The sequence below is a fragment of the Oceaniferula flava genome (assembly GCF_016811075.1).
GTDB lineage: Bacteria > Verrucomicrobiota > Verrucomicrobiia > Verrucomicrobiales > Akkermansiaceae > Oceaniferula > Oceaniferula flava.
Genome location: NZ_JAFBGL010000001.1, coordinates 350,743 through 372,522 on the forward strand (window position 1 = coordinate 350,743; position 21,780 = coordinate 372,522).

Here is a 21,780-nt window from a genome sequence, read left to right on the forward strand (position 1 = left end):
ATACCAAGCCGGAGATTTCATCCCGATTCGTGCCCTTTGCCACCTACACTTTTCCCAACCATTTCCCCATGACCGACAAGCCAGAAACCAACGAAGACGCCAAAGAGGCTGCATCCGATGATATCGATCAATCGGCTGCCCAATCAGCTCCAGCCTCGGCTTCCGACCAGACTGCTGAAAAACCAGATTCAGAAACTCAGGAAGAGGCAAAACCCTTAATGCCTGATTTGCCAAAATCGATCAATATTAACGAGTTTCGTGAGAAGCCCTTGTCGGAGATCTATAGCCTGTTAGAAGCTCTGCCAGTGAAGATCCCAGCCAAGGCCTCCAAGAGTCAACTGATTTTCGAATTGGTTGCTTTTTATGGACGTGAAGGAGTCGAGCTCGAGGGCGAGGGGATTCTAGAGCAGGCGAAGGATAATTACGCTATGCTGCGTGATCCGGTTAAAAGTTTCAAGACGTCACCCGACGATCTCTACATCAATGGTAACCTGATCCGCGAACATGGATTGTTAGTGGGCCAGAAAATTAAAGTGCGTTTACGTGGGCCTAAAGGGCGGGATAAATACATTTCAGCCAGTGAGGTAGTGGAAATTGAAGGGATGCCAACGGATGAATATAAAAAGCCAAAAAGCTTCGATCATCTTACCGCGATGTTCCCTGACCGTCGAATTATTCTTGAGAACGTAGAGACCGGTATGACCCCTCGCGTGCTCGATCTTGTGGCACCTCTGGGTAAAGGACAGCGTGGATTGATTGTTGCTCCGCCACGTGGAGGTAAGACGATTGTGCTGAAGCAAATTGCCAAATCCATTCAGCTCAATCACCCGGAAGTGGAATTGATTATCCTGCTGCTCGATGAGCGGCCAGAAGAGGTCACTGATTTTGAGGAAACCGTGGATGCTGAGGTGTTTAGCTCAACCTTTGATGAGCCTTCGAAACGTCACGCACAGGTTTCGGATCTGGTCATGGAGCGTGCCAAGCGATTGGTCGAGCTCGGTAAGGATGTGGTTCTTCTGTTAGATAGTTTGACGCGACTTGCCAGGGGGCATAACAACACTCAGCGTAATGGTCCGATTGGTTCCGGTGGCTTGAGTCCTGCCGCCCTTCAGCAAAGCCGTAAATTCTTTGGCGCTGCGAGGAACTGTGAGGAAGGTGGGAGCTTGACAATTTTGGCCACAGCTCTGATTGAAACTGAATCCAAGATGGATGAGGTGATCTTCGAGGAGTTCAAGGGCACCGGCAACATGGAGGTGCGTTTGGATCGCGAGCTTGCGGAGCAGCGGATCTACCCGGCGATCCATATCCCACAGAGTGGCACTCGAAATGACGACCGACTCTATCACCCTGATGAAATGGCTAAGGTGCTCGAGATTCGCCGCCAGTTGGCCTCTCTTCCGGTTGGCGAAGCCATCGAAACACTACTTAAAAACCTGAGAAGAACGGGGACTAATGCGGAGCTGCTGCTCAGTGGATTGACCATCGGTCGCTAAGGGGCGGCCGTGTTTCATGCGCAGAAACCGAAGTGTGTGCTGGGGTTAGTGACTAAGTTTGAGATTGTCTCTTGACCGATGCGGCGGATGATGTTTTTTCAAAGACGCAAGCAACTGGTGCCCCCCAGTATTGTTTCATGTAAGTGCAAATGCACAAATCCATATTACGACTTAATAATGAATAACTTATATACAAGAGGACGATATTCCGCTCAGGTGCTCGCTACAGGCGCTATTCTTCTTGCCTCTGGATTAGTTTGCCAGACAGCAAATGCAGCTCTTCTCATTACCTTTTACCAAGACGGTTCTGATGTGAAGGCCGTGACCAGTGGTGAACTCAGCGTTGGCACAGGCACTTTGCAAGTAGCCGATTCTTCAGCACTGCTAGACGGCTCGTCCACCAGTCTGCAAGGGGTGCATGCCAGGTCGGATCAGTCGACCTATGATATCTACAGCGGTGGTTCTTCAACTGATTCCGATCTGATCGCTAGCCCTGATTACTTCACCGGAGATACTTTTGGTTACACAGGAACACAGGTGATTGCGAATGATGATATCGAGTCTTTCGATGGCTTGGATGACGACAATCAAATCGTCAACGTTCTGAACCCCAGCACGACTTGGGTTTGGGAAAATACGACTCTGTCTGACATCGGTCTCGGTGGGCTCTCAACCACTTCTGAGGTGGTCTACACTTCGTCCGCAGGGGATACCATTTCCTTCGCTAGCACGACCAGTGTTCCTGAGCCCAGCAGCATTCTGATGCTTGCTCTTGGTGCCGTTGGCTTTACGCTTCGCCGCCGCCGCTAGGCGACGTCGCCGTTGCCTGCATTTGCTGCGACGGTCAATTTTACTTTCCAAGGTGATGGGTTTACGCCCATCACCTTTTTTGTTTTTGGATATTTCGCTTTTTTCCCAGCCTTATTCAGCGCATGTTCTCTGTGAATGATCAGTAACAAAGAGGATCTCAGCGCTTTTCTCACTGGGCGCCCAGAACAAGAGGTGAGGGTCTGTGCGGTCGATACAGAGGCCGATAGTTTGCACCGCTACAGTGAAAGTTTGTGCTTGGTGCAGTTTAGCGATGGCGTGGATCACGTGTTGATCGACCCCTTGGCGATCGATGACTTGTCAGACCTGAAGACCTACTTGGAGACGGCAACGTGTTGGATGCACGGTGCGGATTACGATATGCACATGCTCAAGCAAAACTTGGGGATGATTCCGCCGGTGGTGTATGATACCCAGATCGGAGCACGCTTACTGGGTGTGCGAAAGTTTGGTTACGGAAATCTCGTCGAGCATTACATGGGCGTGGAGTTGGAAAAGACGTCGCAGAAGGCGGATTGGGCTAAGCGTCCATTAACTCCTGTGATGGAGGAGTATGCTCTGAATGACGTCGTTTATCTGCTGCCGATGGCTGAGATGATCGTCTCTCAGCTGAAAGAAAAAGGTCGCTATGAATGGTTTACCGAAAGCTGTGTGGCGGCGCGCGACAAGGCTCTTGAGAGGAAGGCTGAGAAGACCGACCGCTGGAGGATCAAGGGTAGTGGGAAGTTGGACCCCAAGGGCTTAACTTTCCTTCGTGCTCTGTGGAACTGGCGTGATTCCGAGGCAGAAAGCTGGGATCGTCCACCATTCATGGTCGCTGGAAATAAGCAACTGCTCGATTGGGTGGCCGACCTTTCAGAGGGGCGTAGTCCTAAGATGCCACGACACTACCGCTCCAGCCGGGTGAAGGCATTCCATGCTGCCGTGGCCAAGGCCAAGGAGGTTCCTGCTGAGGAAATGCCGCAAAAGATTCGCGGCAAGAGACGTCGCAAAGATCCTGATTTTGATAGTAAATTGGATGCTTTGATGGCCAAGCGTGACCGTATTGCTGAAGAGCTCGATATCGATAGCTCGTTGATCGCTGCTCGGGCTGCGTTAGAGGCGCTCGCTGGCGAACATGAAGGTGCAGCTGAGCAATTACTTCCATGGCAGCGGAATCTGCTTGGCATTTGACGGGCCTCAGGCTTGCATGACTGCGATCGCTTTTTTCCTATCATGTCACTCCCTCAAGTTAGATCGGTCTCGCAGTCGGCCGAGCGGAAATTACTCAGGTTCGGTTGCCCCGCTTGCGGCGTGCGCCTAGTCGTTGACCAATCGATTGCCGGGGTAGAGGGCCCGTGCCCATCGTGCGGTGCAAAAATTGTAGCCCCTCCGGCTGAGGTGGGGCGTGAGCTGGTGTCGAAACCTGCATCACCTCTGGCTGTGCAGCCTCGGCAGGTTCCCGGACAAAGCGCTGCAGCCCCTGAGCCTGATAATCAGGACACGCCAAAGGCAAAGGCCGAGATTGATTACCCTCCATCAAAACGGCGTTCAGTTTCCCCGAATACAGTGATTTCGGAGAAACACATGGAGACGACCAACACCTTGGTCTTTTTGAAAATACTGGCCGCTGTGCTGATCGTGGCGTTGATTGTGGTCGCAGTTTATTTGGCTCTCAAATAACAGATCGGATACTGCTGAGATTCAAGCAATCAGGTCCTCGTTAGAAGGGGGGATCGGTGAGCTCTGGTTAAGGTAAAAAAATGCCGTAAAATGGCGAAAGAAACTTGTGTCCGCGCACGAAATTTCAGACATTTGGGGCGTCTATGACCGATATGCCAAATGAGCCCGAGCAGGAGCCTGAAATCAATCAGGATGCTGCCGATACCAATGTCTCCGACGCCCAAGAATATGGTGCGTCCCAAATCGATAAACTTGAGGGCCTGGACGCCGTTCGGAAGCGCCCCGGCATGTATATCGGTGACCCGGATGTGCGTGGTTTGCACCACTGTGTGTTCGAGGTGTTAGATAACTCCATCGATGAGCACCTCGCTGGCTATTGTAACAAAATCAGCATTTCCCTGCACGTCGACGGATCATGCTCCATTGCCGATGATGGTCGTGGTATTCCCGTTGAGATGCACCCGAAGTTCGGTATTCCCGCTGTCGAGCTCGTGCTCACCAGCCTGCACGCCGGTGGTAAGTTTGGCCAAGGTGCCTACAAATACTCCGGCGGCCTGCACGGTGTCGGTGCCAAGTGCGTCAACGCCCTGTCCGATTGGTTCCGGGCCGAGGTCAGCCGGGAAGGAAAAGTCCATGCCATCACCTTCGAACGTGGTAAAACGGTCAAGCCACTTGAAGTGGTGGGGGATGTGGACCCGAATCACACTGGCACCACCATTACCTTCTTCCCCGATGCGACGATTTTCGTCGATACTATCGAGTTCGAATTTGCCCGCCTGTCCACCCGCCTGCGCGAATTGGCATTCTTGAACCCCGGTTTGGAAATCGAACTGCAAGATGAACGTCCGGAAAGTGCGCAGTCGGCCAAGTTTTTCTACGCCAAGGGGATCGAGGAGTTTGTCGCCCAGTTAGGCGAGAACAAAACCGTGGTGCACCCCGATCCGGTGGTCATCAAGGGCAAGCGCAAGATCGAGGTGGATTACGATGGCAAGATCGCCAAGGACGACGTCTTTGCCGACATTGTGTTCCAATACAACGATAGCTATCAGGACAACATCCTCTGCTTCGCCAACTCCATTCCCAATGCCGATGGCGGAACGCACCTCACCGGCTTCCGCGGTGCTCTAACAAGGTCGATCAACCAATACGCCAAGGCGAACAAGATTCTCAAGGATAAGGATCCGGCGCTGTCCGGCGACGATGTGCGCGAGGGCATCGTCTGTGTGCTCAGCGTCAAGATGCCGAACCCACGATTCAGCTCGCAGACCAAGGACAAGCTGGTCAATGCCGAGATCGAGGGTGTGGTCAGCTCCATCGTCTACGAGGGGCTTCAGGACTATTTCGAAGAGAACCCGAACTTGGCGAAAACCATCATCGACAAGGCGATCAACGCCGCCCGCGCCCGCGATGCCGCCCGGAAAGCTCGCGAGACCGTTCGGAAGTCGGTCATGTCCGGCGGCGGACTGCCCGGAAAGCTGGCCGATTGCTCAGAGCGCGATCCTGCCAAATCTGAAATTTACATTGTGGAGGGCGACTCCGCAGGTGGCTCGGCCAAATCAGGCCGAAACCGTATCAACCAGGCGATCCTTCCTCTGCGGGGTAAGGTCATCAACGTGGAAAAAGCCCGTCTTCACCGCGCCCTTCAGAACAAGGAAATCCAAGCCATGATCACAGCCATCGGTGCAGGGATCGGCGAGGGCGACCAGGAAGGAGCCTTTGATATCGAAAAAGTCCGCTATCACAAGGTGGTGATCATGACCGATGCCGATATCGATGGTGCCCACATTCGGACCCTGCTGCTGACGTTTTTCTGTCGACACATGCCGGAGCTGGTGAAAGCCGGTTACCTCTACATCGCGCAGCCGCCGCTCTATAAAATCACGCGCAAGAAACGTGAGGAGTATCTGGCTGACGATGACGCCCTGAACGAAGTGTTGATCCGCCTGGGATCCGAGGACGTGAAGCTAAAAAAATACGGCTCCGAGGACACCGTGGAGAGCGACCTGCTGAAAAGTGTGCTCGATACGCTCGCGCAGCTGACCCGCTTCACCACCACGCTCGAAGGACACGGTGGGAATTTCCAAGACCTGCTGTCCGAAGGAAAAGACGGCCACCTGCCCGAATACATGGTCCGCATCCGGGTCGGTAACGAGGAGGAAATCATGTATTTCGACACGGAAAAAGAACTGCTGGCCTACGCCCAGGAGAACCGTGACCTCAGACTCTTCGATGAAGAACTCAGCGAGGAAGAGGAGGCTGAATACAAGGAGAAATTCAACGGTGTGCAGCGCCGTGCAGTGAAACGTGAACTGCACGAGTCCTCTGCCATCGCCAAGATCCTGGCTCGCCTCAACGAGTTCGGACTGCAGACCGATCCCTTCTTCTCCGATGACAAACCGGTTTACGAACTGATCGAAGGGGACTCCACCGAGGATCCACTGCCGGTGTTCAACCTATTTGAAATCCTCGATCGGGTTCTGGAAATTGGCCGTCGCGGTATGCGCATTCAGCGATTCAAAGGTCTCGGTGAGATGAATGCCAAGGAGCTCTACGCCACCACCATGGATCCTGAGACCCGCCAGTTCCTTCGCGTCCGCCTGGATGAGGAAAACGCCATTGAAGCCGACAAGATGTTCGATGTCCTGATGGGCGATATCGTCGAACCTCGTAAACGCTTCATCGAAGACAACGCCCTGAACGTCCAGAACTTGGATGTCTAACGCATTCGTCCTAACCAGACCTATTAGTCCTATACCTATTTCCCAATGTCGAACGACAATATAAAACCAATCAACGTAGCCGACGAGATGTCGAAGTCCTTCTTGGACTACTCGATGTCGGTGATTATTTCCCGTGCTTTGCCAGATGCGCGTGACGGCCTGAAGCCATCACAGCGGCGTATCCTCTACGCGATGCACAACGACCTATCGCTTTCCCCGACCAAACCTCACTTGAAGAGTGCGCGTATTGTGGGTGACACGATGGGTAAGTATCACCCGCACGGTGACAGCGCCATTTACACCACCCTGGTGAACATGGCCCAACCGTGGACGATGCGTGAAACGCTCATCGATGGTCAGGGTAACTTCGGTTCTGTCGAAGGTGACGCCGCTGCAGCGATGCGATACACCGAGGCCCGCCTGACCCACATGGGCACGGCGATGATGACCGATCTCGAAAAAGAGACCTGTGATTTCCAACCCACCTATGATGAAACCCGTAACGAACCCTGCGTTCTTCCGGCAGCTATTCCTAACCTGTTAGTCAACGGTGGCACAGGCATCGCGGTGGGTATGGCCACGAACATTCCATCCCATAACATGGGCGAGGTGATCGATGGGGTCTGCGCCAGAATCGATAACCCACAGCTCACCATCGAGGAGCTGAAGCAGCATATCAAGGGGCCTGACTTTGCCGGGCGTTGCGAAATCCGCGGCTTCAAGGGGATTGATTCCTATTTCCACACCGGTCGTGGCAGCATCAAGATGCGAGGCACGATGGAGGTGGAGGAAAAAGCCTCCGGCATCGCCATCATCACCATCACCGATGTGCCCCACGGGGTGAACCGGGCTGTTCTACAGCAACGAATCGCCGAGCTGGTGCGGGAGAAAATCCTGCTCGATATCTCCGGCATGCGTGACTTGTCCGATGATGAAACACGCATCGAGATCACCCTCAAGCGCGACGCCCGTCCGCAGGTGGTGATCAATCAGATTTTCAAACTCACCGCGATGGAAACATCTTTCGGGGTGAACATGCTCGCCATTCACGAACGCCGGCCGAAACAGCTGTCGATCATGGATGCGCTGGACTGCTTCATCGAGCACCGCCGTGAGGTGATCATCCGCCGGACACGCTTCCTGTTGCAGAAAGCCGAAGACCGTGCTGAGAACTTGGAGGCCTTCCTTCTGGCGCTCGGCCACCTCGATGATTTCATCAAGATCATCCGCGATTCTAAGAACCGCGATGAAGCGCGTGAGCGACTCAAGGCCTACACTTTCCCTGTGACTACCGCCGAGCAGTTAGGCATCCTCATCCGCTCGCAGCCTAGCGTTCGCGGTGAGAAATACGTGTTCACCGATCGCCAGGTTAACGCTATCCTCGAACTCCGCCTCTACCAACTCACCGGTATGGAGCGCGACAAGGTGAAGACCGAATACGATAACATCCTCGAGGAAATCAAAGACTACTTGGACATCCTTGCCAAGGAAGCCCGCGTGCTCGCGATCATCAAAGATGAGCTGCTGCTGATTAAGGAAAAACACGCGACTCCGCGCCGTTGCCCTATTCTTCCTGATGATGGTGAGATTGCCATCGAGGACCTGATTGCCAACGACGGCATGATCGTAACGCTCTCTAACAAAGGTTATATCAAGCGCACACCATCCGCCGAATACCGTGTTCAGGCACGTGGCGGTAAGGGGGTGCGGGGCATGGAAACTCGGAAGTCGAACAAAGCGGAAGACGAAGAGGACGATTTTGTCGAGCAGCTGTTCTCCGCCCAGGCGCATGATTACCTCATGTTCTTCACCAACACCGGTCGTGTTTACGTCGAGCGTGTTTACGGTATTCCTGAAGGCTCCCGTGCTTCCAAAGGCCGGAGTATCAAGAATGTGCTCAACCTCGCTGCGGACGAAAACATCGCCGCGACACTGCGTCTCGAACGTAAAACAAACGAAGACGGTGAGGACATCACCTTTGGCGAGGAAAATGGCTTTGTTCTGTTCGCTACCCGCAACGGCAAGGTGAAGAAAACGTCGCTCAGCGACTTCAAGAATTACCGCAAGGATGGCATCATTGCGATCAAACTGGACGAGGCCAACGAGCTCATCGATGTGCGCCTGACCTCTGGCTCTGATGAGGTTGTGCTGGTGACCCGCAAGGGCCTCAGCCTGCGCTTCAATGAAGAGCAATCTCGCTCCATGGGCCGCGCCACCGCCGGTGTGCAAGGCATCAAACCGGTCGATGGGGACTACGTCGTCGGCCTCGCTCTGGTCAATGACGAGGGCACTCTGTTAGTAGCCTCCGAGAATGGCATCGGTAAACGCTCACCATTTGCCGATTACCGATCGCAGTCACGCGGCGGTAAGGGCATCATCACCATGAAGTGCAATGAGAAAACCGGAGAGGTCGTTGGCGCAGCCACCGTCTTCGCCGATGATGAACTCATGTTGATGACCTCCGACGGTCAATCGATCCGTATCCGCTGCGCCGACGTGCGTGAGGCCGGACGAAATACCCAAGGGGTGAAACTGGTCACTCTCAAAGAGGGCGAGAAACTTCAGGATATCGCCCGCGTGGTGCCGGATGACGACTCTGACGAGGAGGAAACGGATGCCGCATCCGAGGAATCCACCGATGTCGATCCATCTGCCGAATCTACCGACGCTCCTGAGGGGGAGGAGTAATCCATGTCCCAAATTGAGTTCGATCTTAGCACGGAGCCAGAGGCAGAGCCTCTACCAGACCGGGAGTTTCTCGGCTGGGATGCTCCGTTGTTAGAATCGCTGACTCAATGGCTGCTCGATCTGGGGCCGGACCTCGCGAGCACCTTGGTCGTGGTTCCCACAACCAACAGTGGCAGGCGACTCCGCATGGCGCTAGCCACTGGTGGTCCGGGCGGCACAGGGGTGTTAGCACCTCATGTGATGCCTCCCAACCGCCTGTTTGAGGCGGAACATGCGGCGTCTCGCCAAGAATCCTTGTGGGCCTGGGTGCGCACCATCCAGAATATCGCGGTCGAGGATTTTCCCACCCTGTTGCCGAACCACGTTTCCGGATCCACCCGCTCATTCAGCGCGGCACTGGCATTGGCCCGACAGCTGATGACCCTGCGCGACCAGCTGGCCGACGGCGATGCCACCTTCCGCGATGCAGGCTTTCACAGTCAGGAAAAGGAACGTTGGCAGGAACTGGAGGCTTTGGAAACGGCGATGCTGCAGCGACTCGGTCAGTGGAAGCTGTCCGACCCGGTGCTGGCGAAACGGAACACCGCAAAGAACCCCGAGCTCATCACCGGTGTCAAACGCGTCGTGCTCGCTTGTGTGCCAGATCCAACACCGCTCGCATTACGTGCGATTAAAGCTTTCCTAACAAAAAATATTCCAGTGACGGTGCTGATCCACGCCCCCGAGTCGGAAGCGGATAGTTTCGATGCCTGGGGGACACCGATCACCGAAGTCTGGCAGAGGAAAACAATCGATTTCCCCGAGTGGCAAGAGCGCATGCATGTGGTCGACTCTGCCAGCGAAGCTGCGGAAACCTGTCTGCAGGTTTTGGCTGAGGCGAAGTCGGAATCGTCTGATGTTGCGCTGGCACTTTGCGACCCTAGCTTCAGTGCCTCGTTGGGAAAATCCTTCACCGAGGCTGGTTGGCCCTTGTTTGATCCCGAGGGGAAAAGCTTGGCCGACTCGGGCTTGATGCGCCTGCTCCGTGTGATGCGCGACCTGACGGCTGAGAATGCGCCTTTCGCTGCCTTGCAAGAATTTGTCAGGCTGCCAGGCGCGGAAGAATTTTTGCCTCGAGATCTCAGCCGCCGTGCAGCCGCTGCGGAACTGGACCGACTGCAGGTCAGGCACCTGCCTGAGACAGTGAAGGATGCCTTGCAGCTGACTCGTTCAGACAGCGCCAAAGCCATCATCAACAGCGTCGGCGATGGTATTTCCAAGCTGTCATCGGATCGATCCGGTGAGGTGCTTCGACAGTGGTTGACCCGCTGGCTGAAGGCCACTGAGGATCGCTTGTCAGGCACCGCCGAGGCTGCCGAACCTCGCTTTGCCGAGGCGCTGGACGCTTTGGCCCGACTCGAACAATTCGGTGAAAAGCCGAAGCCTGCAGATGTGTTCGAAATGCTTGCGGAGAGCCTGCAATCGGCAATGGCGAGTTCTAACCGAGATTCCACCGTGCTCGATCTGCAAGGGTGGTTAGAGATTTCCTACGATCCGGCGGCGCACCTGCTGCTCGCCGGAATGCACGAAGAGTGCGTGCCTGACGGTTCGGTGGACGATGTTTTTGTGCCGGACTCCTTGCGAGAAAAACTGGGTCTCAGAGACTCGGCGGGTCGTTTCGCCCGCGATGCTTTTTTACTGCATTCGGCCCTGCGGTCACGCGATGCGAATGGTCGGGTCGATGCCGTGGTGGCTCGGTTCAACGATGCCGGAGAAGCCCGCAAGCCGTCGCGCTTGCTGATGCGTCAGCAGGGGAAGGATCTGCCTGCCGTGGTGCAGCATTTGTTTGCCGAATCCGATTCCACCCGATCGAAAGGTGGCCCATGGCGGCGCGACTGGGTGCTGGATTTACCCGAGGTGGAGAACCCCTACACCAAAGATCCGCCAAGCCGTATTTCACCCTCGGCTTTGGGCGATTACCTGAATTGTCCACTACGCTTCTATCTCAAGCGGATATTAAAAATGCAGCGCTACGATGCCGGCAAGCGTGAGATGGATGCCATGGACTTCGGTAATCTCTGCCACAAAGTGGTGGAAGAGTTCGGCCGTGATGCGGCGGTGAAAGACTCCGTGGACGAAGCTGAAATCCGCAATTATTTGTTCGCTACTCTCGACCAGCAGATCCAAAAAATCTACGGCAAACATCTCAGCCTGCCGCTGATGGTGCAGCAGGAAAGTGCGCGTGAACGCCTGCGGGCATTCGCGAGAGAACAAGCCGCCTATCGCGCTGATGGCTGGGAAATTGTCGCCACCGAACTGGCAGTGGGTAGCAGTCAGGATGAGAACCCACTCGAGTGGCAACTAAGCGGGCATCCGCTGACGATGGTTGTCGACCGCATTGACCGCCATGAAGACGGCGAGCGCTGGCGTGTCTGGGATTACAAAACCTCCGGCAAGGCACACCCGCCTGAAGAGCAGCATCTGAAAGCGTGGGACGAAAAGGAAAACCGACTATTGTTAGGCGACCTGTTATCGGCCAAACGAAAAAATGGCAGAGATCGTCGCTGGGCCAACTTGCAGTTGCCCATCTACGCCGCCTTCGTGCAGGAGCATTTTAACACCGGGGAGCTGCCACAGGTGGGCTACATCAATTTACCTCGCGCTGTGGGAGATGTTGGATTTAGCCCATGGGAAGGTTTTGATCAGGGGATGTTAGATCACGCGCTGGTCTGGGCCGGTCATGCCATTGAGCACATCAAAGCCGGCCATTTCCATCAAGCGGCCGAGCTCTCCGCCCAAGAGCGCGAGTGGGACGATTTTTACGAGCTGGCCCCCGATGGCTTGGCCGCCGCATTTGGCATTTGAAAGCTGCCTTTTTTAACGCATCATTATTACTATGGCAACGCCCCCTAACAATTCGCATAACCATGACCCTCACGAGATCGAAGGGGTGAAGCGCAGAGGCTCGAAAGCAGCCTCGTTTCCCTGGATTCGGGCATCTTTTTTTGTGCTCGTCTGTGGCTTGGTCGTCGTCTCGCAGGGGCCGCTGCCGGGGAAAATCTGGCGTAAGCTCAAGTCCTTGCAGAACCATGAGCGCAACGAGCGCCCCTCGCAACCCGCCACCGCTGAGGACGGTGCCGCCCCCGTGACGGTCACTCCGCCGGAACCACCACCGGTCGTTCCGCCTAAAATCATCGTTCCCACCGACCACACCGCCAGCTCAGGGGGCGATATTCGCAAGATGTCGAAAGGCTTCATCCTCGAAACCAAGGTGAGTGTGGAAAAAGGCAAGGCGGCGTCTCTCGAGAGAGTGAAGGACGAAAGTTATACCGCGAGCTACGAACTGAAGATCCGTCTGCCGGAAGCCACGCGAACCATGGATCAGCTTCATCAGGTGAACCCCGAGCTGGGCAGCATGCTCCCGGGTCTCGCAGCGATGCTTCCCAAGGCTCAGGTGTCGCCATTTTTCTATCAGCTATACGAAAACAAAACTAAGCGACTGAAACTGAAAGCGACGAAGCTGGACGAACTGATGACGCGGCACAATTTTTACGATTGTGAAACCATGCTCAAGTTGAAGAACGAGAGCACTGGCAGGCGCCTGCTGCTGGTTCAAGCCGAGATGGATGTGGTCTCGGACGGTTCCGATGGCGATCGCTTGCCAACCATGCCCGACAAGATAGTCAACTCCACCCACTACCAGCCGATGACTAGTTACGGCTGGCGAAAAACCGGTAAGACACCAAACCCCTTGATCGCCGGTTGGAAACGGAGAATTGAAAATGCCAATAAGGAGCTGGCACTTGCTGGCACTAGTGCGGAGCGCAAGAGTTGGTTGCGGATGCGCATTGCCAAGATCAAACGCGAAATCCAGGACATGGAAGCCCGCAGTTATCTCATTGCGGACTACGATCCCTTCATTGTCATGCCCATCAACATGGTCACAGCACGCGGCGATAAGTATGCGGCGAAGGTGGGGGATTACGCTGTGGTGGCTTATAAAAACAAACTCTACCCGGCGATCGTCGGTGACGCTGGCCCCAGCTTTAAAGTAGGTGAGGCATCGCTGCGGATGGCAAAGGAGCTGAACCCCAGGGCGAGCCCGTATTCTCGTCCGGTCAGTGACCTCACCGTGACTTATCTGGTCTTTCCCGGCAGTGCAGACAAGTTCCAAGCTCCCGACTACTCACGTTGGCACGAACGATGTTCCAGCTTGCTTACCGAGGTGGGTGGTTTGGGCGCGGGTGTGACGTTGCATCAGTGGGAAAATACTCTGCCTGAGATCGAAACTGACACAGAATCAACGGACACGACCGCAGCTCCCTGAGCTTGCAAAATTGGCAAAACTGGCTAACTTTTCGAAATGAAATCACCTTTACTCATCGCCATGGCAGTGACTCTGGCTCTGACCGCATGCGATTCCGTTTTTGCTCCCGCTGGCTGGCCTGTCACGGTGACATCAGACCGGAAAGCCGTGAGCCATATGGTGGATCATGTCAAATTCACGGGTTCCACTACGAACCTCAGCCATCAAGAGAAAGTGCTGCTTACGTTTCTTGATGATCCGAAAAATATCGCCGACTCCATTGGTGAGGAGCATCATGAGAACTCCCATAAGTGGACCGCTGCCGAAGTGTATTTGGTAGAGCCCGGAAAGCATGTCTCCGTATTGTGTGAAAATGGCGTCGAGCAGAAACCGGTGTATTTCCATTACCATGAAACGGAGAAAACCTGGTATCGAGTCGGCAATCTTGAGCCCGAACATTCCAAAGGCGTTGCTGCCGTGGTGGTGCAATAGCTCATCGCTGCTGGCTGGCTAACAAACTCCCCGTCACCGAGAGTGCAACTCCGGCGCATTGCAGTCCACTGGGGAACTGACCGGCCATTGCCAACGACAGGATAATGGTTGCCACAGGCCCTGCCGAGGAAAGCACCGCGTAGGACGTGGCGGGGATTTTCGAAAGCCCGAAGGATAAAATATAGGTGGGAAGCACGGTGCCAAAGACGCCGATGATGACCCCGTAGCTGAGCACTTTAGCGGAGGCTGTTAGTGCGCCGATATCGCCCTCCGTCGTGGCAAAGTAGCCGAGGACCCATACGCAGGATATGCACATGACCACGCTGGTGTATGCCTCGGATCCCACCCGCATGATCAAGGGTTTTGAAATCAAGATATAACAGGCGTAGAGGACGGCGCTAAAGAACACCAGGCCACTGCCGAGCAAAATTCGGGAGGCCTGGTGGTGGAGATGAATTTCATCTTGGATGACCAAGTAGAGTCCGATCCACGACAGCAAACAGGCTGCCAGCAAGGCCTTGGCGGGTCGTTTCCGCTGAACCATCGCCGATCCTAACAGCACAACAGAAGGGTAGCAGAATAAGATCACTCGTTCCAAACCGACGCTGATGAATTGCAGCCCGATCATGTTGACCAAGGAGCAGAGGAAATAGCCGAGCAAGGCGAGACCGGCAATGCTGCACCAGTCTCGGCTGGAGATGGCGCCTAACTTTTTACGCAGGATGATAGCGATCACCAAGTAGAAGGGCAAAGCGATGATCATCCGCAGCATCAAAACACTGGCGGGACTGAGTCCCTCGGCATACATCAACTTGATGACAATCCCTTTCGAGGAAAAGAGAAAGGCACCCAGAATGACGATGGCTGGTATCAGGGCGGAGGTCGGAGGTGTGGTTTTCATGGTGGCTAAACACAAAAAACCCGCATCGAACGAATCGAGGCGGGTCGGTGAGTGGTGTTCTGGTTCAATTCTATCAATCGATCGCACGCACATTCCTTCCCACCGGACGAAGCCAGAGTAGAAGGTTGAGAAGGGTTGCTGAAGCGATGCGGATCATTGCGACGCCATCCTGTTGGCGTCCTTGAAAATGTAAAGAGGGAAGGGCGAGTGACATGATTTTCATCAATTTGACAAGAGAGTGAAAAAAAGTTTGCCAAGTTGCAGGATGCTCGCTAGCTTCCGCCCGCATCCCACAGGATACCTCAGGACAGGTGGCAGAGTGGTCGAATGCGCACGCTTGGAAAGCGTGTGAGGCAGCAATGTCTCCGCGGGTTCGAATCCCGCCCTGTCCGCCATTCTTCGCTCAAGCGCAGCGAAGAGAGAAGAATGCCCTTCATAGCGAACAGCGACGAAGGGCTTTTTTGTGTTCGAGGGGCGGAGAGTTCTTACTTTTCATTCTTTGCCCGATAATGCGGGCTGCCTTCGAGCCAGTCGTAGTCGGCGTATTGGATGTTTTTGTCACCGGTCCAGCGGGGGCTTTTTGTCGTTGTCCCATTCCAGCCAGCGGGCCTTCATCGACTGCACTTTTTCCGGATATTTTGCCGCCAAGTTGTGTTTTTCGCCCAGGTCGTCTTTCAAATGGTAGAGTTCGACCCTATTGTTGCGGATGATGAGTTTGAAGTCTCCCTCACGGATCACTCCCTCGGGATCCATGTTGCGCGCGGTGTGCCAGTAGAGAGTCTGATGGGGGGCTTGGGTCGATTCCTGAGTCAGGTAGCTGCGGATATCCTTGCCGTGGAGACCCGCCTGTTGCGGCTGTCCGCCTGCCATGGCCAATGAGGTGGCCCCGATATCGAGAGAGGTGATGGCGTCTGTTAGCACTTTGCCGCTGGCTGTCTTGCCCGGCCATTTGACAAACATGGGCACCCGGATTCCTCCTTCGTAGGATGATCCTTTGGCCCCTCGAAGCGGTCGGTTATCGCTGGTTTTTCTCATCCCTCCATTGTCGCTCAGGAACCAGATCACGGTGTTATCGCTCAGTCCGAGGGCGTCGACCTTCGCCAGCAGTTTGCCGATCCCTTGGTCCATTTCGTAAACCATGGCGCCATAGATGGAGCGCGACTTCGGGCTGACTCCAGGCAGCTTGCTCATCTTCTTGGGTGGAAATTTGGCGATGGTTTGCTGTGGCGCTTCCAGATCGAGGTGGGGCGCGTTGTACGACATGAAGAGGAAGAACGGTTTCTCGGTGTTCTCTACCAAAAAGCGGATACCGGCATCCGTCAGCTCGCGTGTGAGATACTGCTCCCATTGCACCGGTTTCCGGTTGTGAATCACGGGCAGTGTGTGCTGCAGATACTTGTGATTCAGGGGCTTTTTCATGGGCGAAAAGCGACCTTTGTAAGAGGGATGATCGAGCGGGAAATACATCAGTCCGCCGCCGAGGAAGTCAAACCAATCGTCAAAGCCCATGGCGTTCGGGTGTTGATCGTTGGTGGTGCCCATGTGCCACTTACCCACGCCTCCGGTGACGTAACCCTGCTTTTGCAGCAGGCTGGCGATGGTCTCCATTTTGGGCAGGCCCTGTTGGGGGTCGAAGGGGGCTGAGACGTTCTTGTAGTAGCCGAATTTCGATTGATGCTTGCCGGTCAGGAAGCCGGCACGCGAAGGGCCGCACATCGGCCAGGTGACATAGGCGGATGTGAAGCGCACCCCTTCTTTGGCGAGCTTGTCGAGATGGGGGGTGGGGATGTCCTTGCAGCCGTAGACGCCGAGATCGTTATAACCCAAGTCATCCGCCATGATGACGATGATGTTAGGTTTTTGGGCGGCTGTGATCACGCTGCAGCTGCCAGGAGTAACAGGGCGGTGAGCAGGGATGGGAGGCGCAACATCAGCGTGCTAGGATTCAGGTGAATGAATGATTGGGATTACTTCTTGATGGGATGACTGGAGGAACGGGTGGATTCTAACAGATTTCGCATCTCTTTCACCACCTCCGGATATTTGCGATAGAGGTTGGTGGTTTGGTTACGATCTACCTCGAGGTTGTAGAGCTGGGCTGGGGGAGCGTTTTTCACAATCTTACCCTTTTGGATATCGCTGTTTTCATTGCCCACGAAGAAGATCGCAGCAGGTCCGCCAGCGCCATGGGTGCCAGGTTTTCCTCGGAAGCCGCCGTTTCCTCGTGCTGGGATATACATCCATTTCCCCTTACGGATCGCCAGATGTTTGGCGCTGCGTGGGACGATCACGAGGCTTTCGCGCATGGGAACTTCAGGCTCATCGACCAGGGCGGGAAGCACATTGATGCTGTCGGCAAGTTGCTCGTCCGAGATGTTCTGCCCCGTCACCGCGGCCAAGGTGGCGAGCATATCGATGCCACTGATCAACTGATCGGAGACTGTGTCGGCTGGGATTTTGCCAGGCCACTTGGCGATGAAGGGAACGCGGTGGCCACCCTCCCAGACGCCGAACTTGAAGCCGAGCAGATCGCCATTGATCCTGTGTCCGTCTTGAAAGGCATCTTGACCGCCCCGGTTGAACATGCCCCCGTTGTCGCTGGTGACAATGATCAGGGTGTTGTCGATGAGGTTATTTTTCTCCAGACATTTCACGATTTCGCCCACCTGCCAATCGAGCTCGTGAATGAAATCGCCATAAAGTCCCGCCTGGCTGGTGCCTTTGAATCGGGGGGCGGGAGTGAACGGGTGGTGGACGTTCGGTGAGGGGAAATAGAGAAAGAATGGTTTCTCCTTATTCGCATCGATCCATTGCACGGCCTTCTCCGCCAGCAGGGTGCCGGTTTTCTCGTCGTCGTAAATCGCATGCGCTTTCTTGGCGCCACCGATGCGATTGATGGTTTTTTTCCCGGCTTCCGGTGGATAGGTGGTGGTTTTTGAGTAGGGCTGATCGTAGCTGATCGGATCGTTGGGGTCGTAGCCCACAATGCCGTCGTTTTCCACATAGACGTAGGGGAAGCCGCTGTTGACCTTGGGCAGGCCAAAGTAGTAATCAAAGCCTAACTCCAGGGGGCCGGGGCGCAGGGGTTTGTTCCAATCGGTCTCGCCCTTGCCAAAGCCGAGGTGCCACTTGCCGATGGCGGCGGTGGCGTAGCCTCGGTTTTTGAAGAGCTGGCCAAGGGTGAGTTTTTCGGTATCGATCAGCAAGGGCTGCAGGTGATCGCACGGGCCCCAGATGCCTTTGCCGTTATTGGCTCGAAACGGATACTCGCCTGTGAGCAAGCCATAGCGTGACGGGGTGCAGACTGCTGAGGCCGAGTGGGCATCGGTAAAGCGGCGACCCGCCTTGGCGATGCGGTCAATGTTCGGTGTCTGCACCTTGGTGGCACCGTAGCAGCTGAGATCGCCGTAGCCGAGGTCATCGGCGAAGATGAGCACGACGTTAGGTGGTTTGGCCGAAACGCTTGCGGCTGCTAGAAGGCTGAGGACTAAGCCGGGAAGGTGTGTTTTTACGAAAGTCATTGCTTAGGGTGACTCGAATGAGATGGAAACCTTATCCAAGATCGGCTTGGACTCGTTCTCGGTGGTGTCTGTTAGTCGGATCTCGTATTGAAATCCGTAAGCGTCAGGCAGCTTGCTGAGATCGAGCTGAGCGGGAGTTTTTGCCACTTGCTTGGCAAAGCCGGGGATGTAGTCGTAGCTTTCCTTGACCTCCTGCCAGTCGGTCCATTGGTCGGCTTTTTGATCGTTGTTAGTGTCCACTCCCACGCGCACTTCCACGCCATCAACCCACGGGCCGGAGCTGACGTAGTCGGTCTTCATCTGGGTCGCGAGGTAGAACTGGCCTTCGGCAAAAATGACATCCGGATCCGGGTGGCCGCTGCCGAGGTTGCCACAGAAGCTGAACTGCTGATCGATGCTGGATGAGGTGAACCAAGCCACGCTCATGGCTTTCTTATCACGGTGCGCGTCGGACGGATCGTAGTCGCAGAACAGGTAATACTGGCCGCCGACGGAGATCGCCGCCCAGTCGCCGAAGGCATTTTGCGCCGGCTCATGGATTTCGTATTTGGAAAAGGCCACTCGTTGTCCCGGCTTGATGCCGTGATGCACTGTTTTGCCCTCGTAGATTTTCCCCGGGTAATTCTCGCGGTCTTCCTTGTGCCAGTGCGGGTGCAGGAACTCGGCAAACTTACCGGTCGACTTGCTGCGTTCGTCCACCGCCGGGTTCATGATTTTGAAATCGCCACGGCCATCAGGGCTGACCGCGTGACCCGCCAGAGGGGAGTCCCAGGCGTTGACGCTGGCATCGATCGGGCTCCAGTCCTCGTAGATGATGTGGAACTTACCATCGAGATCGCGGATGATGCCACAGTCGGATCCGTCCGAGGGATCTTTGAAAGCCATGCCGATTTTCTCGCCGATTTTGCCATCGGTGAGGTCCTCGTCGATGATCAGGTGCGGGTCCTGGTCGTTGGGGAAATCGTAGTAGAGGTAGGCTTTGCCATCGACCACTTCGGCGGTGGTCATCCATCTCGACTGCTTGTCGGAGACCGGACCGTGGTGCACCCAGTTGACCATGTCCTTGCTCTGCCAAGCGTGGTAGCCGCCAAGAGATTTTTCCAAACCTCCAGGCGCGTTGAACTGGTGAGGATGGGCGGTGGTGGTGAGTGGCACATCGAAGCCTTCTAGTTTGGCGGGTTTTCCGGCGGCGTTCGCTTGTTTGCCGAGCTGGCCGTATTTGCCAAACATCCAGTAGTTGTCAGGACCCATCTGAAGAAATACCGGAGCGTCTTTGAGATTGGACGGCCCTAAGTTTTTCACCGGCTTCCAGTTCAGCCAGACGGGCGACTGACTGATGGTTAAGTTGCTGGCACTGCGTTTCTTGGCAAACGACTTCATCGCGCTCTTAAACGTCGCCTTTTCCCCGGTGGGGGAAACCATGCCGTTCTTGATCTCCACCCCTTCTTTATGGGCGGTGTTTTTTACCCATTGTTCTTGGGTGTCCATGGTCCACTCCGCGGCTTGAGCCGAGAGTGTGAGGTTTCCTGCGATGGCTGCGGTGAGGGCGGCTGTGATGGTGGTGGCTGGCTTCATAAGTGTTATTTGTTATTTTTCCAAAGTTGAATGTTCTCGATGTCGTTCTGACTGGCCGATCCGGCGGTGCTGCGGCCCTTGCTGACGTCTGCTTGGAGTTGTTGGAGCAGTTGTTTGGCGACTTCCGGGTGGGAGGTGTAGAGGTTCTTGGTTTCGCCCGGGTCCGCTTCCATGTCGTAGAGCTGGGCGACCGGGGACCCCGGCTTGACTTGTCGCTCGGTAGGGCTGGTCCAGCCGCCGGAGCCTTTGGCCAGGAGTAGCTTCCATTTCCCTTGGCGGTAAGCAAAGTGGCCGCTGATGGAGTGGTGAATCACGCCCTGGCGCGTCGATTGAATCGGCTCGCCCTTGAGTGCTGGCGCAAAGCTCACACTGTCTTCGCCTGCATGGGGCGGAACGGTGGTGCCGGCGAGCTCGGCGGCTGTGGCCATGAGGTCGGTTAGACAGATCGTCTCATCACTGGTCGATCCTGCTTGCACGCCCTTCGGCCAGCGCACGATGAATGGCACGCGATGTCCGCCGTCCCAGAGGTCGGCCTTCGAGCCACGCAGGTGGGCCGAGGGGAAGTGGCCTTTCTTTTCCAAACGATCGATCTTAGCGGCCTTGGAGCAGCCGTTGTCGGCGGTGACGATGACCACCGTGTTCTCCGCGAATTCCGAGGCGTCCACGGCTTTCATGATCTGCCCGATCACGTGATCCGTTTCCATCATGAAGTCGCCATAGCTGCCGAGGCTGCTTTTTCCCTTCCACTGCGCAGACGGCACGATGGGGGTGTGCGGCGAGGTCAGGGGAACGTAGATGAAGAAGGGTTTCGAGGCGTCCTGCTTTTTAAGATACTCCACCGTCTTGTTGCCGATGGAGGCTAACACTTGGTCTTTTTTAAAACCAGGAGCTGGTTTGGATGGATGATGGTTATCGGCCTCGCCGACAAAGCGATCGTTTTCAATCCAGATATAAGGCGCCATATCGAGTGAGGCGGAAATGCCGTAGAGGTAGTCAAAGCCACGGTCCACCGGGCCTTCTTTGATTTCGCCTTTCCAGTCGATATTCGTTTTCTTCGGCTTGCGCTGATCTTTTTTGCCCTCCATCACCGGTTTGCCGTCGAGCGTTGGCAGCTCCATTCCCAGATGCCATTTGCCGATCATGGCGGTGTTGTAGCCCTGTTGTTTTAAAAGTTGCGGCACAGTGAGTCGGTCGGCTGCGATGAGTGGTTTACTGTAGCCCCAGATGACTCCTTCTTGGAGATGGGTGCGCCAATTGTATCGGCCTGTCATCACGCCGTATCGCGTGGGCGTGCAGACCGACGAGCTGGAATGGGCATCGGTGAAAATCATGCCTTCTGCGGCCAGTCGATCGATGTGGGGCGTGGCAATTTTGCTTCGCTCAGGATTGAGGCAATGCACATCGCCGTAGCCCATGTCATCGGCGAGGATGTAAATGATGTTGGGCTTGGGCGCGGCATGGGCGACGAGAGCCAGGCAGGTGGAGAGGAGGGGAATGAGTGTTTTTTTCATGAAGCTAGGGCTGCAGGATGAGCATACGGAATAAAATCGGGGCTCATTTCAAGAATGGCAACCACCATCCTCGAAAAGCGTGGCATGGGCTTCGCTTGCGCCTA

13 protein-coding genes, 1 tRNA gene and 1 pseudogene are annotated in these 21,780 nt (G+C 55.3%); 10 read left to right on the forward strand and 5 right to left on the reverse strand.

Going from position 1 to position 21,780, the window contains the following annotated elements; translation table 11 throughout:
* Nucleotides 1-68 precede the first annotated feature (68 nt).
* The 9 genes from rho (at nucleotide 69) to JO972_RS01555 (ending at nucleotide 14,168) form a co-directional block, all read left to right on the forward strand.
* Nucleotides 69-1,493 (forward strand): transcription termination factor Rho, encoded by a 1,425-nt coding sequence (gene rho / locus JO972_RS01515; RefSeq protein ID WP_309488221.1) that lies wholly within the window; start codon nucleotides 69-71, stop codon nucleotides 1,491-1,493.
* A gap of 321 nt (nucleotides 1,494-1,814) precedes the next feature.
* On the forward strand, nucleotides 1,815-2,303 hold the full coding sequence (locus JO972_RS01520; protein ID WP_309488222.1) for a PEP-CTERM sorting domain-containing protein: 489 nt from the start codon (nucleotides 1,815-1,817) through the stop codon (nucleotides 2,301-2,303).
* A gap of 135 nt (nucleotides 2,304-2,438) precedes the next feature.
* Nucleotides 2,439-3,494 (forward strand): ribonuclease D, encoded by a 1,056-nt coding sequence (locus JO972_RS01525; protein WP_309488223.1) that lies wholly within the window; start codon nucleotides 2,439-2,441, stop codon nucleotides 3,492-3,494.
* Nucleotides 3,495-3,536: 42 nt separating this feature from the next.
* Nucleotides 3,537-3,983 carry a hypothetical protein gene (locus JO972_RS01530; protein ID WP_309488224.1) on the forward strand — a complete coding sequence of 149 codons (447 nt, stop codon included), beginning with the start codon at nucleotides 3,537-3,539 and terminating at the stop codon, nucleotides 3,981-3,983.
* Between the two features lie 143 nt (nucleotides 3,984-4,126).
* On the forward strand, nucleotides 4,127-6,703 hold the full coding sequence (gene gyrB / locus JO972_RS01535; RefSeq protein WP_309488225.1) for a DNA topoisomerase (ATP-hydrolyzing) subunit B: 2,577 nt from the start codon (nucleotides 4,127-4,129) through the stop codon (nucleotides 6,701-6,703).
* Nucleotides 6,704-6,748: 45 nt separating this feature from the next.
* A complete protein-coding gene (gene gyrA, locus JO972_RS01540) occupies nucleotides 6,749-9,391 on the forward strand; it encodes a DNA gyrase subunit A (protein WP_309488226.1) in 2,643 nt (880 codons plus the stop codon).
* A gap of 3 nt (nucleotides 9,392-9,394) precedes the next feature.
* A complete protein-coding gene (locus tag JO972_RS01545; RefSeq protein ID WP_309488227.1) occupies nucleotides 9,395-12,235 on the forward strand; it encodes a PD-(D/E)XK nuclease family protein in 2,841 nt (946 codons plus the stop codon).
* A gap of 31 nt (nucleotides 12,236-12,266) precedes the next feature.
* Nucleotides 12,267-13,697, forward strand: a complete 1,431-nt coding sequence (locus JO972_RS01550) for a glycoside hydrolase family 75 protein (protein WP_309488228.1) — start codon at nucleotides 12,267-12,269, stop codon at nucleotides 13,695-13,697.
* Nucleotides 13,698-13,733: 36 nt separating this feature from the next.
* Complete coding sequence (locus JO972_RS01555) at nucleotides 13,734-14,168, forward strand: hypothetical protein (RefSeq protein ID WP_309488229.1); 435 nt, start codon at nucleotides 13,734-13,736, stop codon at nucleotides 14,166-14,168.
* Between the two features lies 1 nt (nucleotide 14,169).
* Here JO972_RS01555 and JO972_RS01560 read toward each other — a convergent pair whose 3' ends face one another.
* A complete protein-coding gene (locus JO972_RS01560) occupies nucleotides 14,170-15,069 on the reverse strand; it encodes a DMT family transporter (protein WP_309488230.1) in 900 nt (299 codons plus the stop codon).
* A 305-nt stretch (nucleotides 15,070-15,374) separates the two neighbouring features.
* On the opposite strand from JO972_RS01560, the gene JO972_RS01565 reads away from it, so the two are divergent.
* A tRNA-Ser gene (locus JO972_RS01565) sits at nucleotides 15,375-15,464 on the forward strand.
* A gap of 163 nt (nucleotides 15,465-15,627) precedes the next feature.
* Here the strand turns inward: JO972_RS01565 and JO972_RS01570 are convergent.
* The 4 genes and pseudogenes from JO972_RS01570 to JO972_RS01585 form a co-directional block, all read right to left on the reverse strand.
* A complete protein-coding gene (locus JO972_RS01570; RefSeq protein WP_309488231.1) occupies nucleotides 15,628-16,947 on the reverse strand; it encodes a sulfatase-like hydrolase/transferase in 1,320 nt (439 codons plus the stop codon).
* A 92-nt stretch (nucleotides 16,948-17,039) separates the two neighbouring features.
* A pseudogene (locus JO972_RS01575) lies at nucleotides 17,040-18,590 on the reverse strand (sulfatase family protein); the annotation flags it as partial.
* Between the two features lie 3 nt (nucleotides 18,591-18,593).
* Complete coding sequence (locus JO972_RS01580) at nucleotides 18,594-20,165, reverse strand: hypothetical protein (protein ID WP_309488233.1); 1,572 nt, start codon at nucleotides 20,163-20,165, stop codon at nucleotides 18,594-18,596.
* 5 nt (nucleotides 20,166-20,170) lie between these two features.
* The gene (locus JO972_RS01585) at nucleotides 20,171-21,676 is read right to left on the reverse strand and encodes a sulfatase family protein (protein ID WP_309488234.1); all 1,506 of its coding nucleotides are present in this window, start codon (nucleotides 21,674-21,676) and stop codon (nucleotides 20,171-20,173) included.
* Nucleotides 21,677-21,780: the final 104 nt, after the last annotated feature.

Excerpts from the sequence above, each read along its gene's own strand:
- JO972_RS01580 (WP_309488233.1), bottom strand. The coding sequence starts at position 20,165 with ATGAAGCCAGCCACCACCATCACAGCCGCCCTCACCGCAGCCATCGCA.
- JO972_RS01530 (WP_309488224.1), top strand. The coding sequence starts at position 3,537 with ATGTCACTCCCTCAAGTTAGATCGGTCTCGCAGTCGGCCGAGCGGAAA.
- JO972_RS01550 (WP_309488228.1), top strand. The coding sequence starts at position 12,267 with ATGGCAACGCCCCCTAACAATTCGCATAACCATGACCCTCACGAGATC.
- JO972_RS01525 (WP_309488223.1), top strand. The coding sequence starts at position 2,439 with ATGATCAGTAACAAAGAGGATCTCAGCGCTTTTCTCACTGGGCGCCCA.
- JO972_RS01585 (WP_309488234.1), bottom strand. The coding sequence starts at position 21,676 with ATGAAAAAAACACTCATTCCCCTCCTCTCCACCTGCCTGGCTCTCGTC.
- rho (WP_309488221.1), top strand. The coding sequence starts at position 69 with ATGACCGACAAGCCAGAAACCAACGAAGACGCCAAAGAGGCTGCATCC.
- gyrA (WP_309488226.1), top strand. The coding sequence starts at position 6,749 with ATGTCGAACGACAATATAAAACCAATCAACGTAGCCGACGAGATGTCG.
- JO972_RS01545 (WP_309488227.1), top strand. The coding sequence starts at position 9,395 with ATGTCCCAAATTGAGTTCGATCTTAGCACGGAGCCAGAGGCAGAGCCT.
- JO972_RS01560 (WP_309488230.1), bottom strand. The coding sequence starts at position 15,069 with ATGAAAACCACACCTCCGACCTCCGCCCTGATACCAGCCATCGTCATT.
- gyrB (WP_309488225.1), top strand. The coding sequence starts at position 4,127 with ATGACCGATATGCCAAATGAGCCCGAGCAGGAGCCTGAAATCAATCAG.
- JO972_RS01555 (WP_309488229.1), top strand. The coding sequence starts at position 13,734 with ATGAAATCACCTTTACTCATCGCCATGGCAGTGACTCTGGCTCTGACC.